General features: G+C 38.1%; 12 protein-coding genes. 1 reads left to right on the top strand and 11 read right to left on the bottom strand.

From position 1 onward, the window contains the following. Nucleotides 1–7 precede the first annotated feature (7 nt). The 11 genes from AO058_RS07110 to AO058_RS07060 all read right to left on the bottom strand — a co-directional run bounded on the left by AO058_RS07110 (nt 8) and on the right by AO058_RS07060 (nt 15821). Complete coding sequence (locus AO058_RS07110) at nt 8–898, bottom strand: SMP-30/gluconolactonase/LRE family protein (RefSeq protein WP_232228898.1); 891 nt, start codon at nt 896–898, stop codon at nt 8–10. 262 nt (nt 899–1160) lie between these two features. Next, complete coding sequence (locus AO058_RS07105; protein WP_075327901.1) at nt 1161–2147, bottom strand: aldo/keto reductase; 987 nt, start codon at nt 2145–2147, stop codon at nt 1161–1163. Between the two features lie 36 nt (nt 2148–2183). Next, entirely contained in the window at nt 2184–3761 is a 1578-nt protein-coding gene (locus tag AO058_RS07100) for an NADP-dependent glyceraldehyde-3-phosphate dehydrogenase (protein ID WP_075325818.1), read from the bottom strand. Between the two features lie 190 nt (nt 3762–3951). Then, a complete protein-coding gene (locus tag AO058_RS07095; RefSeq protein ID WP_075325817.1) occupies nt 3952–4899 on the bottom strand; it encodes an alpha/beta hydrolase in 948 nt (315 codons plus the stop codon). 155 nt (nt 4900–5054) lie between these two features. After that, nucleotides 5055–6674, bottom strand: a complete 1620-nt coding sequence (locus AO058_RS07090) for a sodium:solute symporter (RefSeq protein WP_075325816.1) — start codon at nt 6672–6674, stop codon at nt 5055–5057. Nucleotides 6675–6677: 3 nt separating this feature from the next. Next, on the bottom strand, nt 6678–7862 hold the full coding sequence (locus AO058_RS07085; protein WP_075325815.1) for an aldose epimerase family protein: 1185 nt from the start codon (nt 7860–7862) through the stop codon (nt 6678–6680). Between the two features lie 23 nt (nt 7863–7885). After that, the gene (araA, locus tag AO058_RS07080) at nt 7886–9394 is read right to left on the bottom strand and encodes an L-arabinose isomerase (RefSeq protein WP_075325814.1); all 1509 of its coding nucleotides are present in this window, start codon (nt 9392–9394) and stop codon (nt 7886–7888) included. Nucleotides 9395–9471: 77 nt separating this feature from the next. Beyond that, a complete protein-coding gene (locus AO058_RS07075; protein WP_075325813.1) occupies nt 9472–10176 on the bottom strand; it encodes an L-ribulose-5-phosphate 4-epimerase in 705 nt (234 codons plus the stop codon). Then, entirely contained in the window at nt 10166–11857 is a 1692-nt protein-coding gene (locus AO058_RS07070) for a ribulokinase (protein ID WP_075325812.1), read from the bottom strand. Before AO058_RS07070 ends, AO058_RS07075 begins: the two co-directional genes overlap by 11 nt. A 31-nt stretch (nt 11858–11888) precedes the next feature. Continuing rightward, complete coding sequence (locus AO058_RS07065) at nt 11889–14276, bottom strand: glycoside hydrolase family 127 protein (RefSeq protein ID WP_075325811.1); 2388 nt, start codon at nt 14274–14276, stop codon at nt 11889–11891. Between the two features lie 6 nt (nt 14277–14282). Further along, complete coding sequence (locus tag AO058_RS07060) at nt 14283–15821, bottom strand: alpha-N-arabinofuranosidase (protein ID WP_075325810.1); 1539 nt, start codon at nt 15819–15821, stop codon at nt 14283–14285. A gap of 186 nt (nt 15822–16007) precedes the next feature. On the opposite strand from AO058_RS07060, the gene AO058_RS07055 reads away from it, so the two are divergent. Continuing rightward, complete coding sequence (locus AO058_RS07055; protein WP_075325809.1) at nt 16008–16697, top strand: NUDIX hydrolase; 690 nt, start codon at nt 16008–16010, stop codon at nt 16695–16697. Nucleotides 16698–16819 lie beyond the last annotated feature (122 nt).

The raw sequence follows: 16819 nt of genomic DNA, 5'->3' as shown, positions 1-16819 counted from the left end.
CTCAAAATTACCAGCGAACCCCTTTTACATTCATCTCCAGGCTGTAAAGAGCCTGTTGAGCAGTGATAAAAAGGGTTTGTTGGTCTTTACCACCAAAAGTCACATTGGCTGTCCAATCTTTATCTATTGGAATATGCTGAATTTTATTTCCAGATTTATCGAAAACTGTCACGCCCTTACCGGTAAGATAAATATTACCCTTATTATCTATCGTCATTCCATCTGAACCTAATTCAGTGAAAAGTTTTTTATCTGAAAGGCTTCCATCAGGATTAATTTTATAAGAATAGGTTTTATTAGCACCTATATCGGCGATGTACAAGGTTTTCCCATCAGGAGTTCCAATAATTCCGTTAGGTTGTACCAGATCATCCACTACAATATTTATTTCGCCCTGCGGATTCACATAATAAACGCGCTCCTCTTCAATTTCCTTTTCGGTACGTTCCCAGTAATCCCTCTGATAATAAGGATCTGTAAAGTAAAGTCCGCCATCCGGACCAATCCATAAATCATTGGGACCGTTTAACCAATTTCCCTGGTAAGAATCAACTAAAACTTCAACCTCTTGTTCAGGATTAATTTTCCATATTTCAGAATTTTTATCAGCAGCGGCTAGAAGATTTCCCGCATCATCAAAATAAAGTCCGTTTGCCCGGCCCGAATTTTCCATAAAAACCGAAACAGCACCATCTTCTACAGACCATTTATGGATTCTGTTGTTCGGCTGATCGGTAAAATATACATTCCCCTCAGCATCTGAAGCTGGCCCCTCAGTAAACTCAAACTCGTTTGAAATAAGCTGGGGTTTTTGCCCATCTTTAATCAAATTCTTTTGTGAGCTACAGGAAATAAATCCTAATCCGAGGATTACAAACGATAACAAATTTAATTTCATAGTTTCCATAAAAAAGCCTTTCTCTAAAGATAAAGAAAGGCTTTTAAAAGCAATTTAATCTGCTATATTTTAAGGCAAAATTTATGTAGAAATCTTTTCTCCAAGGTTATTTATCGTCATTCTGAATTTATTTCAGAATCTAAGCTTCATAGAATTATTTCAAGTTAGAAGCTGAAACAAGTTCAGCTTGACGAACCCTCAGCCCTGGCCTTCCAAATTCTAAATAAATCTATAAAGTTTTAGAAACTTTGCAGGAATAAAATTACCACCTGTGATGTACTTCCTGTTTTAGATATTCATCATAAATTTTATTCATTTCTTTAATTTTGTCGTTGCTAAGTTCAGGTCTATCATATATTGATAAATTTGAAAGCAATTGTTCTTCTTTGGAAGCCCCGGGAATGGTACAACTAACTTCCGGGAATTTTAAAATCCACTGTAAAGCTATTGGAGCTAAATTTTGAACTTCCGGGAACAACTTTTTAAGCTCTTCGACGGCTTTTAGACCGCGATCGAAGTCTATTCCTGAAAAGGTTTCTCCTTTATCGAAAGCTTCTCCATTTCGATTAAAATTCCGGTGATCTTCTTTATCAAAACTGGCATCTTTATCAAACTTTCCGGTTAACAATCCGCTGGCAAGGGGCACACGGGCTATAATCCCGATATCCTTCTTTTTAGCTCGTTCAAAGAAAAGCTCTGAAGGTCGCTGCCTGAATAAATTAAATATAATTTGAACGGTTTCTACATTATCATATTCAATCGCTTTTAAAGCTTCTTCAACTTTTTCAACACTAACACCAAAATGCAATATTTTACCCTGATCTTTTAATTTTTGAAAGGTTTCAAAGATCTCGGGGCGATAATATACATCGGTGGGTGGACAGTGCAACTGGATTAGATCTAGCGCTTCAAAACCGGTTCTTTTAAGACTTTCTTCTACATAAGCGGTCAGTGCTTCAGGCGTATAATTCTGTGCCGTATGCGGGTTGATTTGTCTTCCACATTTGGTAGCCACAAAAACACGCTCAGACCTGGATCTAACCACGCGGCCTACAGCTTTTTCGCTTAAACCGGCTTCGTAAACATCGGCCGTATCAATAAAATTAATTCCTTTATCTATGGCGGTATTAATGGTTTTCTCAGCAGTTTTATCACTAAAACCGGATCCCCACTTTCCACCTATTTGCCAGGTTCCGAGGGAAATCTCTGAAATTTCAAAACCTGTTTTTCCTAATTTTCTATAATTCATATAATTTTTTTCTTCTTTCAATTTACAAAAACCTCACTACAAGATATAATCTGTACTTACAAAATTGGAAGTTTTTGAGTTTAATAATTCCTGTAAGATCTCATTATTGTAATCATTATCTTTTGAAGCTACAAAAGTCCTAATTGAGAAAGATCTTAAGGCATCGTGAACACTTAGCGTACTTACCGCGGAATCTTTTCTTCCAGTAAAAGGAAAAACATCTGGCCCACGCTGGCAGGAACTATTAAGATTTACCCGGCACACTAAATTTACCAGTGTATCTATAAGCGGAGCGATTTCCTGAATATCCTTACCAAATAAACTAACTTGCTGGCCATAGCTGGAATCAGCCATTTCATCTAAAATCTCCTGAATATCTGTAAAAGGTTTAATTGGTACCACGGGACCAAATTGTTCTTCCTGGTAAACCCGCATTTTTTTGCTTACCGGGAAAAGAACTGCCGGATAGATATAATTTTCTGAAATTTCACCGCCCTTTTCATTTAAGATTTCAGCACCTTTTTCCCTGGCATCATCAATTAATTCTTTAATATAATCGGGTTTATCGGCTTCAGGCAAAGGAGTAAGTTTTACGCCATCTTCCCAGGGATTTCCGAATTTTAATGCATCTACTTTTTTAGCAAAACGCTTATTAAATTCCTCCCTGATATCTTCGTGAACATAAATAATTTTAAGCGCGGTACATCGTTGCCCGTTAAAGGATAAAGACCCCGAAATACATTCTTCTATAGCCAGATCTAAGTCGGCATCTGGTAAAATAATGGCCGGATTTTTCGCTTCCAAACCTAAAACCAGTCGTAATCGGTTTTTATATGGGTGCTGATCCTGCAATGCGATAGCCGATTTACTATTTCCAATAAGCGCTAACACATCAATTTTTCCTGCCGCCATTATAGGTGCTGCTACTTCCCTGCCACGACCATAAATTACATTTACCACACCAGGTGGAAAACTGTTTTTGAATGCTTCAAGAAGTGGAGAAATAAGTAGAACTCCATTTTTTGCCGGTTTAAAAATTACGGTATTTCCCATAATAAGGGCGGGAATTAACAAGGCAAAAGTTTCATTTAAAGGATAGTTATACGGTCCTAAACATAAAACCACGCCAAGTGGACCACGGCGAATATGCGCGTGAATACCATCGCGTTTAAAGAATTTCGCACTATCACGATCTAATTGTTTATAATCTTCAATAGTATCATTAATATATTCAACTGTGCGGTCAAATTCTTTGCGAGAATCGGGGAGCGATTTACCAATTTCCCACATTAAATATTTTACAACTTCTTCCCGGTTAGTTTGCATTTCGGCCACAAAATTCTGCATACAGGAAATTCGCTCTGAAACCTTCATAGTAGGCCAATCGCCCTGCCCTTTTGCATAAGCTTTACAAGCTGAATCTAAAACTTCTAGCGCAGAATCTTTATCCATATGCGGAATAGTACCCAGTAAAGTTGGTTTGTAATTCTCTATGGAAGAAATAGTGGAATAAACCTCATCTGTCTGGCCATTCCATTTAATCAACTCCCCATTACTAAGGTAGTGTTGTTGATGAAGCAAGTTTGTGATCTGAAATTCCTGTGGTATTTTCATAATTTAAGTTTAAAAAGCTGGTTTAATAAGAGTTAGTTTTAAAATATTTTCTGATTTTTAGAAAAACAATTACCGGGACAAAAGCTACAGTTTCATCCCGGTTATAGTTGTTTTATAACTTTTTTTCTTCTCCAGAATTGGTTAAGAAAAGGTCTTCAAGCATTTAAAATTACACAAAAAAAACCTCACATTATTCTTCAGTATTGGATACAAGAAATTTATTAACCTTCAACCAGTGAATAAAAGCATCAAACCAGCGGTTACTGGTACGGTCTGGATTTCCAAGTCCGAAGCCATGGCCTCCATTTTGATAAAGATGAAACTCCACCGGTTTTCCGGCCTTATGCCAGGACTCGATTAAACCAAATTCTCCGTAGAAGAGAAAATCATCGGCAGCAATAACGTTGAACATAGGAGGAGCATCTTCTGGAACTTCTACTTCATTTAAACCTCCATAAATTGGAGCGATAAATGCCAGATCCATGGTTTTGGAATTAAGTGTTGAATGCATGGTAAGACCGGCACCGGCCGAAAATCCCATCATACCTATATTGTTTGTATCAACTCCCCATTCTTCAGCCCGCTCAACGATCATAGCATAAGCAGCCTCGGCATCTTCGAGTTGGTTAGAAAGGTTAGAACGCGGTCTTTCCAGGCGCGTTTCCGGCGTGTCATCTGAAGATTCAGCTGGAGGAGTGGCTGGTCTTTCCATGGACGCCCTAAAATCATCCAGAGATTTAGGAGTTGGGTGTAAGCGATATTTTAGTACAAAAGCGGTGATTCCCTGTTCTGCAAGCGCTTCGGCAACTTCCCAACCTTCATTACCTAAAGAAAGCCACCTAAAGCCCCCACCGGGAGCTACAATTACAGTTGTTCCGTTGGCTTTTTCAGGATCGGGCAGAAATGGGGTAAGAGTCGCTTTGGTTATATTTCTCGCCATGGGATCTCCCCACTGGCGAAACCAGGTTTCTGAAGCGGGTTGATCTTCAACCCCACCTGTTTCTAACGGAATAGCATTAGGTTCTTGAGGAGTTTCAAGAGGGTAGATTGTTCCGTCTTGCGCCATTCCCGATGCAGCAACGAGGAATAAAATCGACCAAATGGCAGACTTTGCTAAGTTAATTGGTGTGTTAGACATAATAAATTAGTTTTAAAGTTAGTTATTCAAAAAAATATAATTCACATTTTAAGGTTCACTTATTATTAATCGCATCTCCAATACTTCCTGCTCAACCTGGTCGATTTTAATATATCTATATAAGTTCCATTTTAGGCCTACTATTTACTCAGCAGTTATCTTCCGTTAAAGAAAATCATCACTCCAATAACCAATAATACTACAAGAATAGAAACTACAATATCAACCCAGTTATAGCTGTTTTTGTTGTTTTTCTTTTCTTCTTCAGAAATTGTCTGGAACGTAAGATTATCGGTTTTAATTTTTGAAGGAATACTGGTTAAGAAACTTACCACGGTAATTAGCACTACACAGAAAAGGAAGAACCAGGCCGCGAAAGTTAAAAAGTTAATATCTCCTACCAGGAATAAGAACCCGTCTGGATCTAATGAATCTTTAAATAATTCCAGGATAATCCTGAGAGCTCCTACAATAAATCCAACTACTAAAGTCACAAAAGCACCCTGTGCGTTTATACGCTTATAGAAAATACCCAGTAAGAATACAGCGGTAATTGGAGGTGCGATATATGATTGTACTTTCTGTAAATATTCATATAAAACTCCGGAAATATTCGCCATAATCGGGATCCAAATAATTCCGATGATCACGATAATCACAGTTGCGATTTGCCCGGTTCTCACCAGTTTTTTCTCCGGGGTATTTGGTCTCAATTTTTTATAAATATCTACCGTAAATAATGTAGAACAAGAATTAAAAACTGAAGCTAAAGAACTCATTAATGCAGCAAGTAATCCGGCAGCTACAAGTCCGCGTAATCCTGAAGGTAATAAGTTACTCATCAAAACAGGAAAAGCTTCATCTGGGCTATCCCAATGTAATTCTCCACGCATCTTAAGCGTAAGGGCGATAATACCAGGAATTAAGAATAAGAATACCGGAAGTAATTTTAGTAAAGCGCCAAAAATAGTTCCTCGTCTTCCTTCTTTAATATTTTTTGCAGTAAGTGCACGTTGTACAATATACTGGTCTGTACACCAATACCAAATACCAACAATTGTACTGGTAATTAAAAGTGATGGCCAGGGAAAATCGGGATCTGAAGCAGAGCGCCACATATTAAGATATTCGGGCGTTACGGTTTCTTTCATACTTGCCCAACCTCCTACTTCATCTAAGCCGATAAACGTAAGGGCGGCAGCACCAAGCACAAGAATAATAGCTTGCAGGGTTTCCGTATAAACAACTGCCCGCATTCCGCCTAAAACGGTATAAATACCGGTTAAGATTACCGTAGAAAGTGCTCCGGTCCAGAAATTGATTCCGAGTAAAGCAGAAACCACAATACCTCCCGCATAAATAGTTACCGAAATTTTTGTAAGTACATAGGCGATTATAGAAAATACAGATAACACCCATCTTGACCTGGCATCAAATCGTTTTTCGAGAAATTCGGGCATTGTAAAAACACCACTCCTGGCGTAAAATGGTAAAAATACCCAGCCAAGAATAAGCACTACCCAGGCCTGTATTTCATAAATAAGCATTGGCAGCTTATTCCCCGCACCGGCACCGGCAAGGCCAACAACGTGTTCTGACCCAATATTGGATGCAAAAATAGAAGCTCCAACAACAAACCAACCCACATTTCTCCCAGCAAGAAAATAATCTTCGGTATTAGACTGTTTTTTTCTTATTACCCAAAAGGCAATTCCTGCTAACACCAAAAAGTACAGGCTAATCGCAATCCAGTCATAAATATCTAATGCTTTCATAACTTATTTTACTGAAAATTTAAAACTGGTTTTTGAAGAATAAGTCTCTCCCGGCTCCAATACTACAGAAGGAAAACCTTCCTGATTTGGAGAATCTGGGTAATGTTGCGTTTCAAGACAAAAGCCACTTCTATGACCGTAGTTTCCCTCGCCATCTGCCTGGGGAAGTGTCCCGTCTAGAAAATTCCCAGAATAAAACTGAATTCCCGGCTCATTGGTGTGAACCTCCAGCATTCTACCACTTTCCTCGTGATAAGCGGAAGCTGCAAAGCGCATTCCACTATCCTGCTCATTTAACACCCAGCAATGATCGTAACCCTGGCCACGTTCCAGTTGTTCATTTTTTCCTTCAATATGCTGTTCCACGGTTTTCGCTTCGCGAAAATCAAAAGGAGTTCCTGCCACATCCTTTAATTCTCCTGTTGGGATCAAAGTTTCGTTTACCGGTAAAAATTCATCAGCATTTATTTCAATTTTATGATCTAAAATAGTTTCAGAAAAATCTCCTGAAAGGTTAAAATAAGCGTGCTGGGTTAAATTCAATACTGTTTTCTTATCGGTTGTAGCATTATAATCTACTTCCAGGGCGTTATCCTCAGTTAAAGTGTAAACCACCGTAGTTTTCAGGGTTCCAGGATAACCTTCTTCCATATCTTCACTTATATAAGAAAGGCTAAGAGAATTTGCACTGGCATCATCAACAGTCCAAACCACTTTATCAAAACCTTTTTCACCACCATGCAGATGATTTTGCCCGTCATTTTGAGCCAGGGTATACTCTTCTCCGTCTAAGGTGAATTTTCCATTTGCAATGCGATTTCCAAAACGGCCAATTAAAGCTCCAAAAAACGGATTGTCCTTGGTGTATTGCTCTAAAGAATCAAATCCTAAAACCACATTCTCAAATTCGTCGTTCTTATTGGGAGCTTTTAAAGAAGTAATTCTACCACCATAAGTGATGATTTTTACTTCCATTCCATTTTCATTGGTGAGCGTATATTGCGCTACTTTTTCACCATCAGATGTGGTACCGTAGTCTTCTTTTTGCATTTCCGTTTTTTGGCTTTTTTCGGTATTCATTTCATTTTCTTTAGTTTCAGCTTCCTTGTCGCTATTTTTACACTGAATAAAAAACAAGGACAGAAAAACTATCCCGAAGCCGAAAAGATTATTTTTTGAAATTTTCATAATTAGATGCGTTAGGTTAGAAATTACATTCCGTGTTGAAACATATGGTAATACGCCTCATTAGCGTTTATTTTATCTTTAAATTCCCTAATACTGGTTTTGTCATCAATAACCAGTAATTCAATCCCGGCTATATCGCCAAAATCTTCCAAAAACTCAGTGGTTAATGCCTGTGTATACACCGTGTGATGTGCTCCCCCGGCTAAAATCCAGGAAGTAGCGGCAACTTCAAGATTGGGTTTTGCATCCCAAAGCACACGCGCTACCGGTAAATTTGGTAAATCGGCTTCCGGCGCTACCGCTTCCACTTCGTTTACAATTAACCTAAACCTATTGCCCATATCTATTAACGATGCATTTAAAGCATCGCCCTTTGGAGCGTTGAAAACCAATCTAACGGGGTCTTCTTTTCCACCAATTCCAAGCGGATGAACTTCACAGGTTGGCTTAGCATCAGCAATTGAAGGACAAATTTCCAACATATGCGAGCCTAAAACATAAGATTTTTGTGGGGTGAAATGATAGGTATAATCTTCCATAAAAGAAGTCCCTTCTTCTAATCCAACAGCCATAACTTTCATAGCACGTAAAAGCGCTGCGGTTTTCCAATCGCCTTCTGCGCCAAAACCGTAACCATCTGCCATTAGCCGTTGTACGGCAATACCCGGAAGTTGTTTCAGCTTTCCAAGGTTTTCAAAAGTATCGGTAAAAGCTTTGAAACCACCTTCGTCTAAAAATGATCTTAATCCTAATTCAATTTTAGCGGCGTCCACCAAAGAATCTCTTTGTGAACCACCCTCTTTCAGGTCCTGGCTTAAGTTATAATCAGCTTCATATTTCTTCAGTAATTCATTTATTTTTTCTTCTGAAATTTTATCGATATGCGCTACAACTTCTGAAGAATCATAACCGTTTACGGCCATTCCAAATTTCATTTCCGCAGCAACTTTATCACCTTCGGTAACGGCTACATTGCGCATATTATCTCCAATACGCGCTACTTTTAGATGCTGCAGTTCGTCCCAACCTAAAACCACTCGAGACCAAATCCCAAGTTTTTGCTGAACGCGATCTGTTTTCCAGTGACCAACAATTACTTTACGCTTTTTACGCATTCTGCTCATCATAAAACCAAATTCCCTGTCTCCGTGCGCTGACTGATGAAGATTCATATAATCCATATCAATTTTACCCCACGGAATTTCAGCATTAAATTGCGTATGTAAATGGCAAAGAGGCTTTTTAAGTAAGCTTAGCCCCTTAATCCACATTTTGGCAGGCGAAAAAGTATGCATCCAGGCTACGATTCCAATACAATTTTTATTGGCATTGGCGTCCTGACAAATATCAGTGATCTCATCTGCGGTCTTTACCGTGTCTTTCCATACTATTTTCAGCGGAAGATGTTTCGACTCGTTAAGTCCGTTTACAATTGCCTTTGAATCGGCGGCAACCTGGTTTAAGGTTTCATCGCCGTATAAATGCTGGCTCCCGGTGACGAACCATATTTCTTTTGCTTCTATATTTATCATTTGAATTCAGAATTATTTAGTTTTTTAAAAAACCCCACAGGTTTTTAAAGCCTGTGAGGTGATTATTAGGGTAGATATTAATTTTGGCCGTAATAGGCATTTTTGCCGTGTTTACGTTCGTAATGTTTTTTGATTAAGGAATCCTTCATTCTTGGTGCTTCCGGATTAATTTGTTTGGTAAGCAATGCCATTTTTGCCACCTCTTCCAACACCTTACTATTGTACACAGCTTTGGCGGCGTCTTTTCCCCAGGTAAAGGGACCGTGATTACCAATTAACACCATAGGTACTTCTTCATAAGAAAGGTTTTTATCTTTAAAACAATCTAAAATCTGGATCCCGGTATTATGTTCGTAATTCCCTTCTATTAGTTCATCACGCATTGGCGGTGCGCAGGGAATATCGGCGGTAAGATGATCGGCGTGTGTAGTTCCAAAAATAGGAATATCTAATTGCGCCTGTGCCCATGCTACAGAATATGTAGCGTGAGTATGGGCTATCCCACCAATGTTTTCCCAGTTTTTATAAAGAAAAGCGTGGGTTTTGGTATCAGAAGAAGGCCGCATTTCACCTTCAATCACAGTATTATCAAAATCCAGGATTACAATGTCTTCCGGTTTTAATTCTTCATAGGGAACGCCACTTGGCTTAATTGCAAAAACCTTTTTTTCACGATCTACGGCACTTACATTTCCGAAAGTATAGATCACCAGGTTTAAGGCATCAAGTTCCATATTGGCCTCGTAACATTCCTGTTTTAGTGCTTTATATTTAGAGCTCATTCACGGTAGATTTTCGGTTAATATTATTTTCAACAAAAGCGCCCAATTCTTTATATTCTTCCATTAAACCGGCGTAAGTTTCCAAAGCTTCCGGTTCAGGATGATATTCGGCTTCAAAATCACTGCCCAGTTTTTTACTGGCCTCGATTACATTTGGATAAAGCCCCGCAGCAACGGCTGCATAAACTGCAGCACCAAGAGCAGGAGCTTCATCTGAAGAAGCAACTTTTATGGGCATATTTAAAACGTTGGCTAGGGTTTGCATAATAAAGGGCGATTTTCTTGCTACTCCCCCAATACCAATTACGCTATTTATTTTTACTCCTTCTTCTTCAAAACGATCTACAATTTGTTTGGAACCAAAGCAAATGGCATTGATAAGCGCTTTAAAAATATGAGGTGCTTTTGAACCCAGTGAAAGTTTGGTAATCGCACTTTTTAACTCTTGGTTAGCATCTGGAGTTCTTCTCCCGTTTATCCAGTCTAAAGCAATAGGAATACTTTCTGAAAGCGGAATTTCTTCGGCTGCTTCAGAAAGTTTTTTAATGAAATCTTTATCAATTTCATCTCTAAGTTTTACTTTTTGTTCTTCGGAAATAATAGCTGAATTGAAAACCAAATTCTCCAAAGGCCAGTTTAGCACATCTTTAAACCAGGCGAGAGCATCGCCAAAAGCTGATTGTCCGGCTTCCAGGCCGATCATTTTAGGAATTACCGATCCATCTACCTGTCCGCAGATTCCGCGAACGGTTTTATCTCCAACATTTTCCTGTTCTGAAACGATAATATCACAGGTAGAAGTTCCCATAACGCGAACTAAGGTATGCTTATCTATTTTTGCACCAACCGCCCCGGAATGGGCATCGAAGGTTCCAACCGCGACTACACAATCGGTAGAAAGTCCAAGCTTTTCGGCCCAGACTGCACTTAAATTTCCGGCAACTTCATCTGAAGTATAGGTCTCGGTGTATAGCCTTTCCCGTAATTCACCTAAATAAGGATCCAGTTTATTTAGAAAATCTTTAGGAGGAAGCCCGCCCCAGCTTTCATGCCACATCGCTTTGTGACCTGCAGCGCAACGGCTTCGTTTAAAAGAAGCTAAATCCTGATTTGCAATAAGCATAAACGTCAATAGATCGCAATGCTCCATCCAGGAATAGGCGGCGTTTTTCACGGCTTCATCTTCACGAATAACATGCGCAATTTTTGCCCAAAACCATTCAGAAGAATAAATTCCACCTTCGTATTTGGTAAAATCTTCCCCGCCCCAGGTCCTGGCCAATTCGTTTATTTCATTGGCCTCGTTAATGGCGGTGTGGTCTTTCCAAAGTACCATCATTGCGTTTGGGTTCTCCTTCAAACCTTCTTCAAAAGCCAGCGGAGTACCTTCCTTTGTAACAGCAATTGGTGAAGAACCGGTAGTATCAATACAAATTCCTTTTACTGCAGAACCATCAACACTGGTTTTTGCTAAAACACCTTTTATTGTTTTTTCTAAGCCTTCAATATGATCTGCCGGATGTTGCCGAAATTGGTTGATTGCCGCATTACAATATTTCTTATCACGCCACTGCGGATAATAAAATGTATCAGTGGCCAGTTCTTCTCCACTCCCTGTATCTACAAGTACTGCTCTTACTGAGTCAGTTCCATAATCCAGGCCTATAACGTAATTCTTCATTCTTGGTATGCTATTTAAATCTTTTTTATTGCTATTCTTTTAATAATCTTATATTATAAATACCTGCTGTTCTGGATCCCGATTTGGCTTCAAAACGTATGGTGATTTTTTCCTCTTCATTATATTCTAAATTGTTTGGCAGTTTATATTCTTTAGAAAAAAATTGGTCGCCTTTTTCACCATTAAAATTTTCTTCAACCAGAACTTTATCATTTATATAAATACTGAATTCCCTATTTGCATCTTTTCCGTAGTAAGTAATTTGAAGTTTTTTGGCATTATTCTCCGTATCTTTTAAATCGTAGCTAAACCATCCCGTAGCATCACGCCAATGCCGATCTTGATGAACGCCGGTATTAGAATCTTTACTTTGAATAAAATGATCTGACTCCGGTTGCTGTTCACCGGGAACTACTCGGTCTATGGTATTTGCTTCCAGTTCCCGCTCAACGATTTCCTTTTCCTTTAAATCTTTTTGTTTTTTATGATAACTTTCTTTCGTTCCCAGTGGAAGATAAATGGCATATCTGGACTCGTGGATATTATAAAAAGGAATAAATTCCTGTTCCTTAAACTTTTCAGGATAAATACCATCGGCTACTGAAAAAATTAGATTTTCACCCGGATTCTTTTTGACTTTTTTCACCAGATCTTCTAGATTTTCAGATAAAAATACAGGCATTTGAGAGATTGGAATTTGAGTACCATCTGCAATATGACCACCCCGACTGTCATCGGCAAAAACTCCTTTTTGATCTTCCTTCCCGGTTTTTGTTCCCAAAACAATTGGTCCATACTTTAACGCAGCATAGTCTGAACCATCGGGAAGTTTTTCAGCTGTAATGTGCATAGGTAATTCAACTCTTATTTTATCCCCGTTTTCCCAGGTTCGGTTAATGCTTACATAAGAACCCGGATCCTGATTTACTGCAAAAGATTCTTCATTTATAAATATTTTAAACTGACCTTTTTTTACCCAGGAAGGATACCTCAGATGAAGAATAAAATTTTTCGGCTCCTTAGTCTTAATACTAAGATTCGTGGTTTCTTCTTTTGGGAAATCAGTTTGCTGGAGTATTTCTACATTTTGTTTTTCCCATTTTAAGGTAGAAGGAATAAAAAGATTTACATACAACTCGTTTTCAGAATGGGTATAAATAAACTGGTTATACTTTCCGTGATTTTCAATTCCGGAGCCTACACAGCACCAAAAACTCGTTTCCGGCTGGGAGTAAACCCGGTAATGGCCGGGACGCATTGGAGTAAAATATACAAAACCTCCTTTTTCTGGATGCTGGGAAGAAAGAATATGATTGTATAATGCTTCCTCATAATAATCTATATATTTTTCATCTGGATTAGTAAGAAATAATTTCTCACTTAACCTTAACATATTATAGGTGTTACAGGTTTCTGGCCCCTGCTCGCTGGAAATCATTTCAGAAAAATCTGTAGTAGGATGAAAATGCTCCCTAACACTATTTCCTCCAATGGCTACCGAGCGTTTATTGACCACGTTATCCCAGAAATAAGTCGCAGCAGTATGATAATCTTCGTTGTCATCTAAACCAGCAATTGTCTCAAAACCAATTACTTTAGAAATCTGCGTGTTGGCATGCATTCCATTTAGAATATCATTATTCGAGGCTAATGGTTTAAGCAGTTTTTGATGTGAAAATTTATAGGCCAATTCCAGGTATTTTTCTTCACCGGTGATTTTGGCCACATTTGCAAAAACTTCATTTAAACCACCGTGTTCGGAAACTAATAACTCCTGAATTTGTTCTTCTGAAAGCCCGCTGGTGACCTGCAGCATCCAGTCAGAAAAACTGATCAACATATCTTTGGCCTTAGATTTTCCGGCAATTTGATAAGCATCCCGAAGCCCTGCGTAGGTTTTATGAATGTTATATAGAGGCACCCATTTTCCATTTAAGCTAAAACTTGCAGCATCAATTTTGCCTTTAGAAATTTGACTCCATAATTCTTTACTTCCGGGAACGCCACCTATGTATCCGTTAGCATTAGCTTGCTGCGCTCTTTCTAATTCATTTAAACTATAGGTAAGCAACGAATCGGCTTTTTCACTTCCCGCTGAAGCCTGCATCTGGGCCAGGGCAGTAAGATAATGCCCCCCAATATGACCATCTAAGCCTGAATTTTCCCAATTGGTATAACTTTCTGCCTTTGGCTGCAACCCGGCTTCACGTAAAAAAGGTGCTAAAAGTTTATCGGGATTTAATTCTAAGATATAATCTAAATCAACCAGCATCGCATTGCGAAAAGGACCTTCTTCTAGGCTGACATCCTGAAGCTTAAAAGTTTCTAATTTGGTTTGCTGGCCAAACATAAATGTTGAGGCCAGGCAAACTAATAAGCTAAAAAGATTTATTTTAAGATCAGCAAAGGAAAATTTCATTTTAAATTATTTAGACGATAATACTACTACAGAAAAAGGTGGGAGGCTAACTTCCAACTTGCCTTTTCTCAATTTAAAATCTTTAAATTCAGCAATATTTATTTTATTAGGATTATCAAAAGTATTGTGATCCTGGATTTTCCCTGATTTCAGGATTTCAGCTTCAATATTATTAACATCTAAACCTTCCAAATCTATTTCTACTTTATGCTCTGCACTGGCATCAATATTTACCAATGAAATATTGGTATTTCCGGTTTCATTTTTAGAAGCTGAAACAGAAATTGCAGGCAACGATTCTCCATTGTAGGTATATTCAGGAGAATCAAACTCAACGGGTAATAACTGCGCATCGTGGTGTACGGTGTACATTTTAAATACGTGGTAAGTTGGCGTAAGAATCATTTTTTCACCTTCGGTTAGCGCCACTGCCTGTAAAACATTTACAGTTTGCGCCAAATTGGCCATTTTAACCCTCCCACTATGATTATTAAAAATGTTTAAGGTTGTACCGGCAATCATAGCGTCTCTCATAGTATTTTGCTGATATAAAAATCCGGGATTAGTACCTTCTTCAACGTCGTACCAGCCGCCCCATTCATCTACTACAAGATCTATTTCATTTTTAGGGTCATGCTTCTCCATGACTTCTATATGCCCTTTAACAAACTCATCCATTTTAAGCGCTTCTTCCATACTTTTAAAATAGATCTCCTCGTCATAGCCTGTAGCTGGACCTTTATTTTCCCAATCTATTACTGCATAATGGTGAAGACCAACGGCTTCAATTAAAGATTTTGGAACTTCTTTCATTAAAACTTCTGTCCAGTGATAATCGTCTCCGGAAGCTCCGGCGGCAATTCTGTAAAGATTGTCTTTATTTTCTCCGGCGGTCATAAAGGTTGAATACTGCTTATATATATTCGCGTAATATTCAACGGTCATATTACCACCGCAACCCCACATTTCATTTCCAATACCCCAATATTTTACTTTCCAGGGTTCATCTCTTCCATTTTCTTTCCTCAGCTTAGCCATAGGACTTCCTTCTGGATGGTTTGTATACTGTACCCAGTCCATAAAATCCTGAACTGTTCCGCTTCCTACATTTGCCGAAATAAAAGGCTCTGCACCCAGTTCTTCACAAAGGTTTAAAAAATTATGAGTACCAAAGCTGTTATCTTCGGTTACGCCACCCCACCAGGAGTTTACCATAGTAGGTCTGTCTTCCTGGGGGCCAATACCATCTTTCCATTGGTAAGTATCAGCAAAACAACCTCCGGGCCATCTTAGGTTTGGTATTTGTATTTCCTTTAAAGCTTCAATTATATCTATTCTCACCCCATCTTTATTTGGGATAGCACTGGTATCTCCTACGTAAAATCCATCATAAATAGATCTGCCCAGATGTTCAGCAAAATGCCCATAAATATGCTTACTAATTTTAGGCGCATCTTCTGCCGTTTTGAATGAAATTTTTGTCTCCTGCCCCTGTACATTAAAAACGAAGCCGAGCATAAGAGCAAATAAAATTTTAACTTTCATATTATTATTGATTTACAGTGAATTAAATATCTTTAAACTCCTTAAGTGTTAATTATACATTTCCAAATATAAATAAAAGTAAATCTCAAAAACAATTTTTCTTTAACAAATTTTTAATTTTGTAAGTTCAGAAATTAAATTCAATATTAGCATGGCCGCGTTTCGGTTTTAAATTTCAGGAAAAAAATGGTTCAGAAATACCAATTAGAAGACAAAGTTCTTCTGGCAGTAGATTGTATAATATTTGGTTTTGATGAGGAAGATTTAAAAATTCTTCTTATTAAAAGAAATTTTGAACCCGAAAAAGGAAAATGGTCTTTGATGGGAGGTTTTCTTAAAAGACACGAAAACCTTAATATCGCTGCTAACCGTATCCTTTATCAACTAACCGGAATTGAACAAATTTACATGGAGCAGTTGTACGCTTTTAGTGAAGTAGACCGGGATCCTGCAGAAAGAACCATATCGGTAGCCTATTTTGCCCTTATTAATATTAAAGAGCATGACAAGGCTCTAATTGATAAATATTCGGCCAAATGGTTTAGCGTCACAGAACTTCCCGAGCTTATTTTTGACCATTCTGAAATGATTACCAAAGCTATAAAAAGGTTACGCTACAAAACTTCTAAAAAGCCAATTGGTTTTGAACTTCTACCCGAAAAATTTACGATGCGCCAGCTTCAAAAACTTTATGAATCTATACTTGGAGAAAAGCTGGATAAACGCAATTTTATCAATAAAATCAATGCTTTGGATATTTTAATTAAACTGGAAGAAAAAGATATGAATTCTTCCCGGAAGGGTTCTTTTTTATACCAGTTTGATGCCGAAAAATATCAGCAGAAAGTGGAAGAAGGTTTTTCTTTTAAACTATGATTTAGCAAATACTACCCAATATTTTTTTCTAAATATTTTCAATAAAAAATCCTTTTGAGAGTAGTTTTATCGAACTTAATGAATAATCAACCGTAAAATTGAAATTAAAACTTTTCTCCCAA

Source organism: Salegentibacter sp. T436, from assembly GCF_001932675.1.
Lineage (GTDB): Bacteria > Bacteroidota > Bacteroidia > Flavobacteriales > Flavobacteriaceae > Salegentibacter > Salegentibacter agarivorans.
This window is presented reverse-complemented; position numbering and strand designations above follow the sequence as displayed.

Coding starts and splice junctions, on each gene's coding strand:
- AO058_RS07110 (WP_232228898.1), bottom strand. CDS start 898: ATGAAATTAAATTTGTTATCGTTTGTAATCCTCGGATTAGGATTTATT.
- AO058_RS07105 (WP_075327901.1), bottom strand. CDS start 2,147: ATGAATTATAGAAAATTAGGAAAAACAGGTTTTGAAATTTCAGAGATT.
- AO058_RS07100 (WP_075325818.1), bottom strand. CDS start 3,761: ATGAAAATACCACAGGAATTTCAGATCACAAACTTGCTTCATCAACAA.
- AO058_RS07095 (WP_075325817.1), bottom strand. CDS start 4,899: ATGTCTAACACACCAATTAACTTAGCAAAGTCTGCCATTTGGTCGATT.
- AO058_RS07090 (WP_075325816.1), bottom strand. CDS start 6,674: ATGAAAGCATTAGATATTTATGACTGGATTGCGATTAGCCTGTACTTT.
- AO058_RS07085 (WP_075325815.1), bottom strand. CDS start 7,862: ATGAAAATTTCAAAAAATAATCTTTTCGGCTTCGGGATAGTTTTTCTG.
- araA (WP_075325814.1), bottom strand. CDS start 9,394: ATGATAAATATAGAAGCAAAAGAAATATGGTTCGTCACCGGGAGCCAG.
- AO058_RS07075 (WP_075325813.1), bottom strand. CDS start 10,176: ATGAGCTCTAAATATAAAGCACTAAAACAGGAATGTTACGAGGCCAAT.
- AO058_RS07070 (WP_075325812.1), bottom strand. CDS start 11,857: ATGAAGAATTACGTTATAGGCCTGGATTATGGAACTGACTCAGTAAGA.
- AO058_RS07065 (WP_075325811.1), bottom strand. CDS start 14,276: ATGAAATTTTCCTTTGCTGATCTTAAAATAAATCTTTTTAGCTTATTA.
- AO058_RS07060 (WP_075325810.1), bottom strand. CDS start 15,821: ATGAAAGTTAAAATTTTATTTGCTCTTATGCTCGGCTTCGTTTTTAAT.
- AO058_RS07055 (WP_075325809.1), top strand. CDS start 16,008: ATGGTTCAGAAATACCAATTAGAAGACAAAGTTCTTCTGGCAGTAGAT.